This window comes from Paenibacillus donghaensis (assembly GCF_002192415.1).
Lineage (GTDB): Bacteria > Bacillota > Bacilli > Paenibacillales > Paenibacillaceae > Paenibacillus_AQ > Paenibacillus_AQ donghaensis.
Genome location: NZ_CP021780.1, coordinates 2,552,401 through 2,568,195 on the forward strand (window position 1 = coordinate 2,552,401; position 15,795 = coordinate 2,568,195).

The following is a 15,795-nucleotide window of genomic DNA, read 5'->3' on the forward strand; positions in this document are numbered from 1 at the left end:
CATGAAGAATCAGGAGACGTGGAAGAAACGAGGAATCATTAGGCAAATTTTAAAAGACCACTTTCACGGATTCATGGACATGCATGGTCATCACCTGCCGGAGGGACTGCGCGGTACCATCACGGGAACGGTAAATAAAGCGATACGCTGTGGCACCCGGGATAGTGGAAAAGAAGAGAAAGAGGTATGGATTAATTAGGTCTGCGTAGAATGTGGGAGGATGGACCCTGTCCCTGAATTTATAGTGGCCAAGTGTTCGTATGAACAGGAAGCCGGAGAATCCCCAGAGGTTTCCTGTCCGGTTTGTATCAATAGATGTAATTAATAAAATTGAACTGCTACTATATAGGAAAAAAATCTATTGTAAACGAATTATTATATATAATAAAGTAAATTATTGGATTAATATGGAATGCAAATAGAAAGATTAAGAGAAATGAAGCGGATTTCACAGATGCGAGATTAAAACTACATTGGCGTTGACTCAATATAGTTCACTTATGAACCTGGTTAGCTCAATCATTACGGTTACGATCGTTGGATGTATATACGACCTAGTGCATAATCTGAAGGACGGATGGAATACCGTTATAGGTGAGAATGGCATTCGATTGTCTGGAGGGGAGAAGCAACGACTGGCTATAGCCAGAGCAATTTTTAAGGATTCGCCCATCATGGTATTCGAGGAAGCAACATCTATGCTGGATAATCATACGGAGCATGAGATAACAGAGCAGATTCTATCTTTGTTTAAGGGGAAAACTATGATTATCATTGCTCACCGATTGTCTACAATCCGAAGTGCGGATACCATCTCTGTCTTGAAGGAAGGACAAATCATAGAGAAAGGAAGCCATCAACAATTAATGTAGGATGAGGATTTCTATTATCAGTTATACACCACTTCATAAAAGAAACTGAGGGGATCATGTGTGAGTATATTAAAAGCTATTGAATTGAGAAAACATTACGGTGTTGAACCTAATCTTGTCAAGGCTCTGGAAGGGGTAACTTTGAGCGTAGAGAAAGGGGAATTTGTGGCTATCGTCGGCACATCCGGCAGTGGCAAGTCAACAATGCTGCATTTGCTTGGTGGTCTGGATAATCCCACCTCAGGAAGCGTTGAGATCAATGGGAAGGATCTCTCCAAGTTGAAGAATGATCAGCTTACTATTTTTAGACGCCAGAATATAGGTTTTGTCTTTCAAAGCTATAATCTCTTGCCAATACTCAATGTCTACGAGAATATTGTTCTACCTATTGAGTTAGATGGTAATAAGGCAGATCAGGAGTATATTAATCACATTGCAAGGGTGTTAGGGCTGACTGAGAAAATGAACAATCTACCTAACAATCTATCAGGCGGTCAGCAACAACGGGTGGCTATTGCACGGGCATTGGCAATGAAACCGGTATTGATTCTTGCTGATGAACCAACAGGCAATCTTGATAGCCAAACCAGTCAAGAAGTTGTAGAACTGTTGGAAATAACGAGCCGACAGTTTAAGCAAACCATCATTATGATTACACATAACAACGATATTGCCCTGCGTGCAGATCGGACAGTTCGCATGGAGGACGGGAAAATTGTGGGTTAGGGAGGATAAGGATATGTCTTTCGATCATTCGGAATCAGCCATCCAAAGAGTATCACAAAGATACTATCAGGCTAATCATACGAGAAATTGGGTATTGGCATGTGCCGTTATCCTGACGAAGGTCCTCATCACTGCAGCCTGCACTACATTTTATAGCTACCTAAAATTATCTAAAAATCAGGAATTAAAAGAAATGGGGAGTATTTTTAATTACTTGGTATTTAATGTTATGAAAGAGAATATGGGTTACGGAGCGTACATATATCCGGTTACTTCTTTGCTTGTGTACTCTGGAGCTGTTTTTTTGTTATGTGGAACAGTACCCAGTCTGATTTATCATTTGATTTCCCGTGAGAGTGTCATTGAACAGTTGAGACAGGCGGACTAATAGTGAGGAGAAGGTGAAAAGACTTGAATACCGGAAGTGGAAGTGTTGTGAGAATGCTGGCCAAAAAGTCAGTTCGCTCCAGCAAAAATTATATTGCTATTCTAGCAATTGCCTTGGCAGGGATGATGTTTACTAGTGTATTTACCATTGCAGGAAGTTTGCTGGAGTCTATGAAGGACAACGAAATGAGAATAAAAGGAAGTTACGCTCATAGCGGGTTTCACCAGATGTCTATGACTGAATATTTAAGAGTATCCACAGATCCGGAGATTAAGGATAGTTCCTATTCCATTCTAATTGGTGACGCACAAGGCGACGCCTTCCGTAAGCTGCCAACAGAAGTGCGGTATAGCGAGGATAAATATGCGGAATGGTCGTATAGCTTGCCGAATAAGGGGACTATGCCACAGCAAAAGAAGGAGATAGGAGTAAGTGCCTTGGTGCTGGATGCGCTGGGGCTTCCGCATACCCTCGGACAAAGCATTACGCTAACCTTTAAAACTGATAAACAAGTGATTACAGATACCTTTACAGTAAGTGGAATTTGGGACGGCAACCCCGTCGCATGGCGTCAGAGCATCTGGGTATCCCGTGAATATGCCGATGCCGTGGCTCCTGTGGCTAATGAGCCTTGGAATAATCGCCCGAATGTATACTCCGGGTATATGAACAGTCAATTTTGGTTCCCGCATACCTGGAATATAGAGACACAAGCTGAGGAGCTTGCCAGTCGAACTGGTTTTGATGGTCAGATCACAGTTAACTCATCTAGTGAATTTATTGATTCTGAACCTCAGGATTTATTTTTAGGCATATTGGTTATTGTAGTGATCTTTGTAGCGGGGTACTTGGTCATCTACAATGTGTTCTATATTTCAATCGCACAAGACATTCGGTCGTATGGTTTGTTGAAGACCCTTGGTACAACTTCAAAGCAGATCAAACGGATGGTTCGCTTTAAGGCCGTCTATCTCGCCTGTATCGGTATTCCAATCGGACTTATGTCAGGCTGGGTTATTGGTCGTCTGCTAGTTCCGTCGATCATTTATAATTTTGGAGAAGAAATGCGTGTTGTACCGAGCTTGCACCCGCTTATTTTCGCGCTCTCCGTTATATTTAGTTTGTTGACAGTGTATATGAGTTGCTCGGGACCGGCAAAAGTCGCATCCAGAGTGTCGCCTATGGAAGCCCTTCGTTATATTGAAGGAGACCAGCAAGGCAGCAGGCGGAAAAAGAAAAAGGCGAACCCGATCTCCCCCGTTCGTCTGGCTCTGGCAAATTTAAAGAGAACCCCCCGGAAAGTGCTGATGGTTACTCTGTCATTCACCCTCAGCTTAGTTATTTTTAATAGTACGTATGGTCTTGTACATTCTTTTGATTTTGACAAGTTTATTGCGTATCAATCCGTGGCGGATTTTACGGTTGCAGATGCTTCGATTATTAATAATTCGAGTCCATTTAATACCTCTGGTGTAAGTGAGGAGTTCACCCGGCAAGTACAAACCCTGGACGGGCTGGAGAATAGCGGGAATGTCTACGTGGAGACAGTGACCCAAAACCTAACGGATCAAGCCTTGGTTGCACTCCAAAAATTGACTGGACTAATGAGTGAATCCGAAAGAGAAGAATTCCAAAGTTCTCAGGAGATGGTGAAGCACAGATCAACCGTCAATACATTTGGCTTCAGTGAGTGGCCGGCACAGCTGATCCAGGTGAAAGAAGGTCATCTAAATTCACAACGATGGGAGAATGGAGAGGGAATCTACGTTACAAACGTCAGCACATTTAAAGATGGAACCCATAGCATTTATCATCCTGGCGACAAGGTGATGGTTAGCTTTGGCAACGGGAAGGAAAAGGAATATGATGTTCTGGCCATTGTTGATTTCCCTAAGGCGATTCATTCTGCATCCTATTATGACATAGGATTAGAGTTCCTGTTGCCCTCAGATGAACTTATTGCTAACGCAGGTGCTATGCAGCCCATGTATACCATTTTTGATGTAGATGACAACCATATCACGCAGACGGAAAAATGGCTGGAACAATATTGCTCAACTACGGATACGGGGTTGGATTATTTCTCGAAGAAGGCTTCCGCAGAAACCTTTAATAATTTGATCTTCATGTTTGAAGTTGTTGGTGGAGTATTGTGTATTCTACTGGGAATTATAGGGGTCTTGAATTTTATTAATTCAATGTTGACTTCAATCCTTACTCGAAAACGAGAAATTGCGATGCTGCAATCTATAGGGATGACGGTTAGACAGGTGAAAAAAATGCTTAACTATGAGGGAATTGGTTATGCTTGTCTCGGCTTGTTGTTGTCCGTTGTCCTTGGAAGCTTGGCGAGTATGACTGTGGTTCCTGCCTTAGGCGCAGAGCTTAGTTATTTTACCTGGAGATTCACATTAACGCCTATTGCAGTTAGCGTTATCCCGATAGTTCTGATCGCTGTTATAATACCAGCGTTATGTTACCGGAATATCGCCAAGAAGACTATTATTGAAAGACTAAGGATCAATGAATAAAAGCAGGTAAGTCCCTGATGAAGTAAATAATACATTAAGCAGTAGAAGAGGTATACATCATGTCGAGTCGCATGCTAATCACCGATGATGAGGCGGACATTGTGAATTTATTGAGGGGTTACCTGAAGTGAATCCTTTAGAGTAGATAAAAAGTAAAGATTTATCCGTTATCCTTTCCTTGTATGACAAGGGAAGGTTTTTTGTTCATCTTGGGCCGGAGGATATTTATGCAGGGGGGCGAGAACAGGCAGTAGAGTTATAGTTCATAGATGACACTATAAATCAACTATCAACATATGAAAAATTCACATAAGTAATGACAATTCAAGCACCCGCATACTATCATATGGACATGCCAGAATGCGCACCGGAAATTCACTTGTGTAGAGAAAGGAAGCGATTGCAAATTCATCAATGTTTCACAAACTCCATTTTGCTGTTATATATATTGACATCAACAATAGCATTTACGTATTATGAAATTATTAATTCATATTTTCACGATAGAATTCTTAAATTAATGTATAATTTGTTAACAAAGATTACATTTAGCCGAAGGGAGTCGGGCTCATGTCCAAACTAGATCCTCAGCCCGGGCTGTCTCCGTATCCGTTGCAGCATTTCTATGATGAGATGTATGCCGATGAACGGAGTATCCGGTCTCATTACAAACATGTGAACCGCATGTTCACAGGAATGAGCTCCGAAGAGCTGCAGAGCAAGCAGAATCTGATGCAGCGCAGGATGATGGAAGAAGGCATTACATTTACGCTGTATAATCCGGCGCAGGATCAGCCGATGGAGCGTACCATTCCCTTCGACATGATTCCCCGCATCATTCCCAAAGGAGAGTGGGAGCGGCTGGAGGCAGGCATTGTGCAGCGCATTACGGCACTGAACCTGTTCATCCATGATATCTATCATGAGCAATATATTGTGAAGGATGGAATTGTCCCGCGGCGGATGATTGTCTCCAATTGTTATTTCCGCCCGGAAATGGCCGGCTTGCGGGTTCCCGGCGGGGCCTATGTGACCACCTCGGGGATCGATCTGATCCGCCATCATGACGGCGAATATTATGTGCTGGAGGACAATCTGCGCACACCTTCAGGATTTTCCTACCTATTTAAAGGCAGAACGCTGATGAACCAGCTGTTCCCGGAATTGTCTTTTGCCAGCTCGATCCGTGACGTGGACCATAGCCTGAACCGCTTCCTATCCGTGCTGCGCAGCCTGTCGCCTTCAAGGATATCCGATCCGGTAATCGCGCTACTGACTCCGGGTGAATACAACTCGGCTTATTATGAGCATGCGTTCCTGGCCCAGCAGATGGGGATTCATCTGGTGGAAGGCCGTGATCTGGTGGCGAAGGACCATAAGATCTATCTGAAAGAAATGAACGGGCTGCGGCGTGTGGATGTGCTGTACCGGCGGCTGGACGATGATTTCATTGACCCGCTTGCGTTTCAGCCCAACTCTCTGCTTGGGGTTGCTGGTCTGATGAATGCCTACAGGGCGGGCAATATTGCGATCGCCAATGCACCGGGCACGGGTGTAGCAGATGACAAGGCGATGTATGTTTATGTGCCGGATATGATCCGTTATTACCTGAACGAAGAACCGATTCTCGGCAATGTCCCCACCTATCTGCTATCCAGACCGGAGGAACGCCAGCATGTGCTGGACCATCTGCAGGAAATGGTGGTCAAGGAGACGTCCCTCTCGGGAGGCTACGGCATGCTGATAGGCAGCGAAGCTTCCAAGGAGGAACAAGACAGCTTCAGGCTGAAGATTCTGGCTGAACCTGAGCGTTACATCGCCCAGCCGATTATGTCACTGTCACGGGCGCCGGTGTTGTCCGGCGGTGCCATGACTCCGCGCCATATCGACTTACGCGCCTTTGTGCTGATGGGTGCGGACCGCAAACCCCATGTGATCCCTGGCGGATTGACCCGTGTGGCCATGAGAGAAGGCTCGCTGGTCGTGAATTCCTCTCAAGGGGGCGGCGTTAAGGATACTTGGGTTATGGCCTAGCCTGACGGCAGGTATTTCGCCTGACAGCAGTTCGAATATGAGCGGTACAATTGCGGCATCAATCTGTAGGATGAAGGAGTGACTGAAGATGCTGAATCGCAATGCGGAGGCTTTGTTTTGGATCGGACGGTATATTGAACGGGCAGAGAATCACGCCAGGCTGATCAATGTCCATTATCATATCCAGCATGAAGAGGATTTCCAGCAGGAGGGCCATAAATGGTCCCGCTTGATTGATGCGCTGGGTGTGCACAAGGAATATAAGCAGCAATTCGAAACCTTCTCTGAAGAAGACGTGCTCTCCTTCATCACGCTCGACCTGGGCAACTCCAATTCTCTATTCTCCTGTGTGCACCATGCCAGAAACAATCTGCGTACCCTGCGCCAGCAGCTGCCGAGCGAGCTGTGGGATATTCTGAACAGCTTCAACCTGTGGCTGGGCGAATGCTCTGTGGCCGATATAATGAGTAGTCCCCACCAGTTCTACCAGCAGATTAAAGAGCGTGCGGCGATGTTCCTGGGAGCCGAGCAGTCTGTGATGCTGCGAGGCAATGAATGGCGCTTCATCGAGAGCGGACGTTTCCTGGAGCGGGCGGAGAATACGACGCGGATTCTGCAGGAAGTAACGGCCTCCTGCCGTTCCAAGGATGCAGGCGGTATCTACATCCAGCTGCAGGCCGTGCTGAAATCCGTAAGCGGCTACCAGGCGTTTCGCCGTTATTATGCAGATGATATGTCTGCGGAGTGCATTCTGGAGTTCCTGATTGCCAATGCCTACTTCCCGCGTTCTATCCGCTTCTCGTTCCACAAGCTGGAGGAGCATCTGGCGAAGCTGGAGTTGGAATCGTCGGAGAAAGGCTCGGGGCATGAGAAGGTTATCCGCCAAGCCGGCCGAATCAAGGCAGAGCTGGATTTCATGGAGAAAGAGGAAATGTCCGGCGAACTGGTGGAAGATGTGCTGAAATCGCTGATGCAATCCTGCCAGAAGCTGGGCCAGACGATGGACGGTGCCTTTTTTCGCCGCGAAGGAGTTTCGGCATGAAGATCGAAATCAACCATACGACCACCTACAGCTACCCGTCACCCGTTACGGACAGTGTCAATGAGATCCGCCTGACGCCGCGCACCAATTATCGGCAATCCTGCTACCATCATGAGGTTGAGGTGTCACCGCCCGCTAATCTGCTGACCTATGAGGATTTCTTCGGCAACCGGGTCCATGCGTATTCGGTCAATAAGCCACACACCGAAATGGTGATCCGCACCAAAGCTACCGTGGTCACAGTCGACAAGGCGCAAGGGGCAGATCTACCCTGTATCCCGCTGGCAGAGCAGGTGAAGCTGCTGAATGATGAGGCCTTCCAGAACCGGTATGTGGAATTTATCCTGCCTACCCGTTACACGGAGGTCACACCGGAGCTGGTGGAGTTTGCGTCACAGCATCCTTTTGACGAAGCCGAGGATATGTATGAATGGATCAAGAAGCTGTCCTCGACCATCTACGAGCAGTTTACCTATGACCCGGAAGCTACCAGCGTCAACACTACCGTCAAAAAAGCACTGAAGCTTAAACGCGGGGTCTGCCAGGATTATGCCCATCTGATGATCGCCGTCTGCCGCAGTGTCGGTCTGCCTTCCAGATACGTCAGCGGCTACCACTTTGTCGGTGATTTGCAGGGCGGCAATGCCAATTTCGAGCAGGCCTCGCATGCCTGGGTGGAGACGCATATTCCGGGCACCGGCTGGCTGGGCTTCGATCCCACGAACAATGTGGAGGTAAGCTGGCGTTATATCAAGCTGGGCCATGGCCGGGATTATAAGGATATTGTTCCGGTAAAAGGGGTCTACCGCGGCGCTGCGGGCACACTGACCGTAAATGTCGATGTGCGCCAGCTGGGTTAACTGGATCAACTTCTGCCTGGGCAGCAGCACTTTGCTCAGGCAGTAACGCTGCTTGGTATGTGCAAGTTGCACTGAAGTTGTGCAATTTTGGCACAAACTGATTATAAAACAGGCCCTTTTGGGTAATCTTGAAACAGAGCCATTAGAATGGACGATGTGGAAGGAGAGATTACATAATGAGCCTAAACACAGCCAAGAAGCAGCGTTTTGTTGGAAAAACAGCCATTATCACAGGTGCAGGCTCAGGAATTGGCCGCGCGACAGCCATTCAAATGGCCCGCGAAGGTGCCAATGTAGCTCTGTTCGACCTTGTAAATGAACGTACCAGCGTTCTGGCGCAGAAGCTGAATAAGCTGCGTAAGGATTGTGCGCTGGCCATAGATGTGGATACATCGGATGCCGAGCGGATGGAAGAGGCGGTCCGCAGGACAGTTGAGGTGTTTGGCGGTGTGGATATTGTGTTCGCTAATGCCGGAATCAATGGTGCTGTAGGCCCGATCGAGGAGCTGACGCTGGCGGATTGGGAACGCACGATGTCGGTCAATCTGACCGGAACGTTCCTGACCTTGAAGTATACGATTCCACATATGAAGGACAAAGGCAAAGGCAGCATTATTATCACCAGCTCGATCAACGGCAACAGCCGGTTCGCCAGCTTCGGCTGGTCGCCTTACAGCACAACCAAGGCCGGACAGGTGGCTTTTGCCAAGATGGCTGCACTGGAGCTGGCCAAATTCAAAATCCGGGTTAATGTAATTTGTCCGGGCGCCATTTCCACCAACATTGATGAAACGACGGAGTTTAACGAGGATGTGGATTCGATTGTAATCCCGATTGAATTCCCGGAGGGTGCGCAGCCGCTGGCAGACGGTCCGGGTAAGCCGGACAATGTGGCCGAGCTGGTATCCTTCCTCGCTTCCGATGAGTCGATTCATATTACCGGAGCACAGATTACGATTGACGGAGCGGAATCGCTTCTGTCTTAAGCTGAGCAGAATAGAGCCGTTGGAACAAGACCACCGCTTCTGATGATCTTAGAGATCGAAGGAGCGGTGGTTTTTGCTGCGAGGTTGAAGTGAAGCGCAGCTCAGTGGCTACAATGCCTGTTTCTTTTGCCTGGGCATCTCTTCGGTGGGCGTCAAGGAGGAAGAATATAGGCGGCTCACCTATGACCTTACCCTGCACATGGGCGAGGTACTCGCCAGGCTAAATCCGGAGCTTGTCTTCTGCTACGTGCAATGATTCACAGTGTGAACGTAGGAGAGAATAAGCGGATACTGGACAACCGCGAAATTTCGCTTTTAGCACAAAGGAATAATTGATAAATAACCAAACAAATAATTATATTGTATTGATTATAAGCAAACGTAATGGTAATATGTTTATATAAATAGCGAAAGATTGGGTGAGGATTGAGATGGCGGGCAATGAAGCTCTGGGCATATCGGAGAAATTCTGGAATGCAACGATCGAGGAACTGAAGAATGGATACAAAGTTGAGCAGCGTGGGCGCAGGGAATACCAGGTGTGTCTGATCTGTGGGGAGGATTTCGAGCAGGGGGTCATTTACAAGCTGGGCAGCACCTATTATGATGCCCGCAAATATGCGGCTATCCATGTGGAGCAGGAGCACGGCTCGATGTTTGACTGGCTGCTGGCCCTGGACAAGAAGCTGACCGGACTGACCGAGCTGCAAAAAGGGCTGCTGCAGGCCTTCCGCCAAAGTCTGAGCGATGCGGACGCTGCCAAGGAGCTGGGAATCGGCACGACCTCAACGGTGAGGAATCACCGGTTCACCTTGCGCGAGAAGGCCAAACAGGCCAAGCTGTTTCTGGCAGTTATGGAGCTGGCGGAGGAGCATCCAGGGGGCGCATCCCCTTTTGTAAGCATTCCCCGTTCGGCGAAGATGCTGGATGACCGGTTTGCGATAACCGAGGAAGAGAATGAGGAAATTCTCAAAGCGTATTTCAAGCAGGGACCGGAGGGCCCGCTGGCTGAATTTCCCAAGAAACAGAAACGCAAGGCCGCCATCCTGCGGCAGCTGATCAAGCGGTTCGAAACCGGACGCGAATACAAGGAGCAGGAGATCAACGAGATCCTGGCCGCTGCCCATGCAGATTACGTAACGCTACGGCGTTATTTAATCGACTACGGGTTGCTGGAAAGAGAAGAGAATGGAAGTTTTTATTGGGTGAAATTATAAATTAATCAGTCAGGAGCGGACACAAAAACATGGATAAAGCAAGACGTAAAGAAATCGCCAATCAATATACGCACACCCACCGGGCTATGGGGGTGTACCGTATTGTTCACACGGACAGCGGCAAATCGATGGTAGGAAGCAGCCTGAATCTGGAAGGGGTATGGAACAAGCATAAGTTTATGCTTGATATTGATAAGCATACCAACAAGGAGCTGGCTGCCGATTGGAAGCAGTATGGTGAAGAAGCTTTTCGCTTCGAGATCCTGGAGCAGCTTAAGCCGGAGGAAGAATACGTGACGGATGTCGCCGAGCTGGCTAAATACCGCAAGCGTCTGCCTGAGCTGGAGCAGAAGTGGATGGATCAGCTGGCACCTTATGGAGAGAACGGGTATCATCAGTTGAAGCAGGACAGTGAGAGCTTGAAGTAGGACATTAGATAGGCAGGACAATGAGAGACTCAGGTTAGGCAGGATAACCGGCAAGGGAACAGCTAGAGCTGCAGTCCAGGCTTTCGCTCAAACGGCTGCGCCTGCAGGAGCTGCTGCGCCAGCGGGGATTGGACAGCAGCATGGTGTATACGGAGTACAGCGCAGAGATTCACCGTCGGCTCGCCGGGGAAGAGTGAGCCTTGGCGGGGTTTTGTCGAGCTTAGAAGGTTGTGCTGGAACGTTGGGAGTAAATAGGTGCAAAAGTGCAACTAATTTCAGTTAGATCACCCATCAGCGGGCGAATAAGTGCGATTCTGCAACTAATATCCAGTAAATCATCCCTGAAACGCGTAGAATGACAAATTAGATGCCTTTTTGCACTTATTTCCTCCAAAAAGAAAGAAATCGGCAAATTAGATGCATTAACGCAACTAATTAGATGTTCCTATCCTAACGAAGCTTAAGAAGTAACTACAATCGCAGATTTCTGCCTGATGGTAGAAGATTAAGCTACATGTAGTTGGGTTTCGCAGCGACATGTTCTGAACGTTGGCAATGGCGCCCATTCGGTATGCAGGCTTGGATTTAGGCAGAGGACTGAGCGGTGCGCAGACTTGATCTTTCCCGAGCTATCGCCCATGATTACAGAGGATACTAACTGATGATGGAGCGATAGAATGAATACTCTTCCTATTAATAAGGTTATACCTGAACTTAAGGATATACTTGCGGCCTCTACAGCAGCGGTGCTGATTGCTGAGCCGGGTGCAGGCAAAACGACTGGAGTTCCGCCGGCTCTTCTGGATGAGCCATGGCTGAGCGGGCAGAAAATCCTGATGCTGGAACCGCGCAGGCTGGCTGCCCGCTCTGCTGCTTCTTATATGGCGAGGCTGTACGGAGAACCGGTAGGGCAAACGGTTGGCTACCGCATGCGGATGGATACGAAGGTTAGCAGACATACACGGATTGAAGTAGTCACAGAGGGTGTGCTCACCCGGATGCTGCAGCAGGACCCTTCTTTGGAGGGAGTGGGACTGCTGATTTTTGATGAGTTCCATGAACGCAGCCTGCATGCCGACCTGGGTCTGGCGCTGGCACTGGAGGCGCAGTCGGTGCTGCGCGAGGAACTTCGGATTCTGGTTATGTCGGCTACGCTTGACGGTGAACGGGTATCGGCTCTGCTTGGAGGCGTGCCGGTTGTGAATTGCCCTGGCCGGATATATCCGGTGGAGACGATCTATGCCCCGGCGGCCGCACTGCCTGTGGAGAAGGCGGCTGCGGGGGCAGTTCAGCGGGCGCTGGTAGAACAGCCGGGGGATATTTTGGTTTTTTTGCCGGGGGAACGGGAGATCCGCCGCACCGAAAGTGAGCTGAGGCACAGCAGCTTGGCTTCCGGGGTGGTGATAACCCCGCTCTACGGCCAGCTGCCGCAGGCTGAGCAGGACGCCGCAGTGGCAGCAGCGGTACCTGGCAGACGGAAGGTGGTGCTTGCCACCTCGATTGCCGAGACCAGCCTGACGATCGAAGGCGTCCGGACCGTCATTGACACCGGTCTGCGGCGGACCCAGGTCTTCTCGCCGCGCACCGGCATGCCGAGCCTGACCACCGTCCCGGTGTCACGGGCCTCGGCGGACCAGCGGCAGGGCCGTGCCGGCCGAACGGCTCCGGGCGTGTGCTACCGGCTGTGGAGCCGTGAGGAGCACGGCCGGCTGCCGGAGAACACAGCGCCGGAGATCCTGGAGGCCGACCTGGCCCAGCTCGCGCTGGAGCTGGCGCTCTGGGGCGTGCCGGAGCCGTCCGCGCTGCCATGGCTGGACGCGCCGCCCGCCGCGCCTTACGCGCAGGCGACCGCGCTGCTGCGCCAGCTCGGCGCGCTGGACGCCGGCGGCGCGATCACGCCGCACGGCCGCAGCATGGCCGCGCTCGGCGCGCACCCGCGCATCGCGCACATGCTGCTGCGCGCGGCAGCGCTGGGAGCAGCGCCGCTCGCCTGCCGGCTGGCGGCGCTGCTCCAGGAGCGGGACCTCTTCAAGGGTCCCGCGGCCGCAGACAGCGACATCACGCTCCGCGTGGAGGCGCTGCTGCGGTTTGAGCGCTCCGCCGACGCGGGCGGAGCGGAAGCTGCGGCTCTGCGCGCGGTGGTGCGCGAGAGCCGCAATTACCTGGCGCAGCTGAAGGCAGCGCCGGAGGGGCCGACAGGCAGCAGCGGATGCGGGCTGCTGCTGTCGTTCGCCTACCCCGACCGGATCGGACAGAAACGCGGCGAAGGCGCGTTTCTGCTGTCCGGCGGGCGGGGGGCGGCGCTGCAGCCAGGCCAGCCGCTGGCGCGTTCGGCCTATATCGTGGCCGCCGCCGTGGACGACCGGGCGACGCAGGGCAGAATTCTGCTGGCTGCGGAACTGGCCGAGGAAGAGCTGCTGAAGCACCACGCCGATCGTCTGGCCGAACAGCCTGAGGTCTACTGGGATGCCGGTAGCGGGAGCGTCAAGAAACGGCGGCGGACCCTGCTGGGTGTGCTTGTCCTGAAGGAAACGACTCATGAGCAGCCCACACCGGAGGAGACCGAGACGCTGCTGCTGTCTGTGCTGGCCAGCCAAGGGCTGGAACTGCTGCCCTGGGACAAGCAATCGCAGCAGCTGCGCCAGCGGATGAGCTTCATGCACGCGTGGCAGGCCGATTGGCCGGATGTGTCGGATGAAGCGCTGGGCGCGTCCTTGGAGGCGTGGCTGAAGCCGTATATCCATGGTATGCGCAGTCTGCGTGATCTGAGCCGGGTACCCTTGCCCCGTGCGCTTGAAGGACTGCTGGATTGGAAGCAGCGTCAAGCGCTGGACCAGGAAGCACCTACCCATATCACAGTGCCCAGCGGCACCCGTGTCGCTGTGGATTACAGCAATCCACTGGCGCCCGCGCTTGCAGTAAGGCTCCAGGAAATGTTCGGCCAGCTGGATACGCCTAGGATTGGAGGCGGCAAGGTGCCGATTGTGCTGCATCTGCTGTCTCCGGCCAGACGTCCGGTTCAGGTGACCGCTGATCTGGGGAGCTTCTGGCGATCCACCTATTTTGAGGTCAAAAAAGATCTCAAAGGCCGTTACCCCAAACATTATTGGCCGGATGATCCGCTGCAGGCAGACCCGACCAGCCGTGTGCGTCCGCGCAAATAAACCTAAAGAAGAAATAGAAGGTCACAGCTTCCTTTTGGAACGTTCCGGCCTTCCGGTAATTGTCTCTAACTGCTCTATTCGTGACTTCATTCCGGCAGGTGTTTGGTCTTCCGGATATGGGGTAATAATGTAGCGTAGGCAAGAAAACAATTACTAGGAGGGCTTCAAGTGACTAAAAAAATAGTAGGTATTTTCGATACGGAGCAAGAAGCAACCAGAGCAATTGAAGGATTGCAGAGCCAGGGTTTTCACAATGATGAGATCTCTGTAGTGACACGCGACCGTAATGAATTGAACAGCATTTCTGAAGATACTGGCACGATGGCACCCGAGGGAGTGGCTACCGGAGCGGCAACAGGCGGGGTAATTGGCGGGGTTGCTGGACTGCTGGCAGGCATCGGAGCGCTCGCAATACCGGGGATCGGACCTATCCTGGCGGCCGGACCTATCGCAGCTACACTTACAGGTGCGGCAGTAGGCGCAGGTGCAGGCGGTTTGGTAGGCGGCTTGATTGGCCTGGGTATTCCGGAGGATGAAGCCAAGGAATACGAAGGGTATGTGGACAGCGGCAAGATTCTAGTGTTGGTTGATGACAACGGCCGGGACAAGGAAATTCACGATGTGTTCCGCAGCAACCGTTCGATCAACGCATCCAGATATGACACGAGATATGCCAATGCAGATGCGGACCTCTATAACGGAAATAAATTGTAAAAAAAACTTAGCTGCAGAGATGCGAATAAGCATAATCGCAAAAGCATTACTTCGGATAACAACTGGAGTAATGCTTTTTTTGTTGAGAGTAATTCTAAAAAGAAACCAGCTTTATTGGGCGAGAGCATTAATTACTGCTCCCAACAGCATCAACACAAACTATGAACATCTAAAGAACTAATTATAAAATAACAACATATGAAAAATTCACAATAGAAAACACAAAAATCCGTCCTCTCTAGAAACCTCGCAAATAACCAGCCAATCTTCCATTCTTCACCCTCACTGAAGGAAAAAGTGAAAGCTAATTACATTTCAGACTGTGAATCAAGCGAAATAGTGATTATACTGGAGTTATTACGCGAAGGAGGTGACCCGGATGGCATTTATGATCGCCCAGCGGGCGTTTATTAAAGTCAATCTGATTACGATGGTTGAGCAGAACAGAGGATACGGATATGAGATGCTGGAGGAAATGCGGCGGGATTTCAAGCCTTACGGCTATTCTCCTCCCCAGAGTGAAATCTACCGGGCACTGCATGAGCTGGTTCAGCAGGGGATACTATACCGCACCAAGCAGCTTAAAGGGAATGATCCCAAGGTGGATTTCCAGGAAATTGTACTTTATCATTTCACACCGGATGGGGAAGAGAAAGCCAAGCTGTACAAAAAGCAGGTCAAAACCGATTTGGACCGCTGTCTGGGAATTCTTAATAAAGCAGTTGCAGATAATTACTAACTGCGGCGGACTGCAATTATAAATCTTCCACTTTATCGTTCTCGGCAATCAATCCTCTTCTGGTTAGAAACTGGAACCATTGTAATATTTTCAG

At 50.3% G+C, this 15,795-nt stretch carries 14 protein-coding genes; all 14 read left to right on the forward strand.

The window, feature by feature from the left end; genetic code table 11:
• The first annotated feature begins 1 nt into the window (after position 1).
• Positions 2 to 199, forward strand: a complete 198-nt coding sequence (locus B9T62_RS11135; RefSeq protein ID WP_087915323.1) for a hypothetical protein — start codon at positions 2 to 4, stop codon at positions 197 to 199.
• Between the two features lie 358 nt (positions 200 to 557).
• Positions 558 to 872, forward strand: coding sequence for an ATP-binding cassette domain-containing protein (locus B9T62_RS11140; RefSeq protein WP_211296445.1), 315 nt, complete (start codon positions 558 to 560; stop codon positions 870 to 872).
• Positions 873 to 932: 60 nt separating this feature from the next.
• Positions 933 to 1,598, forward strand: coding sequence for an ABC transporter ATP-binding protein (locus tag B9T62_RS11145; protein WP_087915325.1), 666 nt, complete (start codon positions 933 to 935; stop codon positions 1,596 to 1,598).
• A gap of 13 nt (positions 1,599 to 1,611) precedes the next feature.
• Positions 1,612 to 1,986 carry a hypothetical protein gene (locus B9T62_RS11150; RefSeq protein ID WP_157685569.1) on the forward strand — a complete coding sequence of 125 codons (375 nt, stop codon included), beginning with the start codon at positions 1,612 to 1,614 and terminating at the stop codon, positions 1,984 to 1,986.
• Between the two features lie 23 nt (positions 1,987 to 2,009).
• Entirely contained in the window at positions 2,010 to 4,517 is a 2,508-nt protein-coding gene (locus B9T62_RS11155; protein ID WP_211296446.1) for an ABC transporter permease, read from the forward strand.
• 570 nt (positions 4,518 to 5,087) lie between these two features.
• Positions 5,088 to 6,551, forward strand: a complete 1,464-nt coding sequence (locus tag B9T62_RS11160; protein ID WP_087915328.1) for a circularly permuted type 2 ATP-grasp protein — start codon at positions 5,088 to 5,090, stop codon at positions 6,549 to 6,551.
• A gap of 88 nt (positions 6,552 to 6,639) precedes the next feature.
• Complete coding sequence (locus tag B9T62_RS11165) at positions 6,640 to 7,593, forward strand: alpha-E domain-containing protein (RefSeq protein WP_087915329.1); 954 nt, start codon at positions 6,640 to 6,642, stop codon at positions 7,591 to 7,593.
• Positions 7,590 to 8,453, forward strand: coding sequence for a transglutaminase family protein (locus B9T62_RS11170; RefSeq protein WP_087915330.1), 864 nt, complete (start codon positions 7,590 to 7,592; stop codon positions 8,451 to 8,453). The genes B9T62_RS11165 and B9T62_RS11170 overlap by 4 nt, the downstream gene beginning before the upstream one ends.
• A gap of 176 nt (positions 8,454 to 8,629) precedes the next feature.
• The gene (locus B9T62_RS11175; RefSeq protein WP_087915331.1) at positions 8,630 to 9,439 is read left to right on the forward strand and encodes an SDR family oxidoreductase; all 810 of its coding nucleotides are present in this window, start codon (positions 8,630 to 8,632) and stop codon (positions 9,437 to 9,439) included.
• A gap of 431 nt (positions 9,440 to 9,870) precedes the next feature.
• Positions 9,871 to 10,656, forward strand: coding sequence for a DUF2087 domain-containing protein (locus B9T62_RS11185; RefSeq protein ID WP_087915332.1), 786 nt, complete (start codon positions 9,871 to 9,873; stop codon positions 10,654 to 10,656).
• Between the two features lie 29 nt (positions 10,657 to 10,685).
• A complete protein-coding gene (locus tag B9T62_RS11190; protein WP_087915333.1) occupies positions 10,686 to 11,084 on the forward strand; it encodes a GIY-YIG nuclease family protein in 399 nt (132 codons plus the stop codon).
• 677 nt (positions 11,085 to 11,761) lie between these two features.
• A complete protein-coding gene (hrpB, locus tag B9T62_RS11200; protein WP_087915334.1) occupies positions 11,762 to 14,248 on the forward strand; it encodes an ATP-dependent helicase HrpB in 2,487 nt (828 codons plus the stop codon).
• 168 nt (positions 14,249 to 14,416) lie between these two features.
• Positions 14,417 to 14,962: a general stress protein gene (locus tag B9T62_RS11205; RefSeq protein ID WP_087915335.1), complete on the forward strand. Its 546-nt coding sequence runs from the start codon at positions 14,417 to 14,419 to the stop codon at positions 14,960 to 14,962.
• 379 nt (positions 14,963 to 15,341) lie between these two features.
• The gene (locus B9T62_RS11210) at positions 15,342 to 15,701 is read left to right on the forward strand and encodes a replication termination protein (protein WP_087915336.1); all 360 of its coding nucleotides are present in this window, start codon (positions 15,342 to 15,344) and stop codon (positions 15,699 to 15,701) included.
• The last annotated feature ends 94 nt before the right edge of the window (positions 15,702 to 15,795 follow it).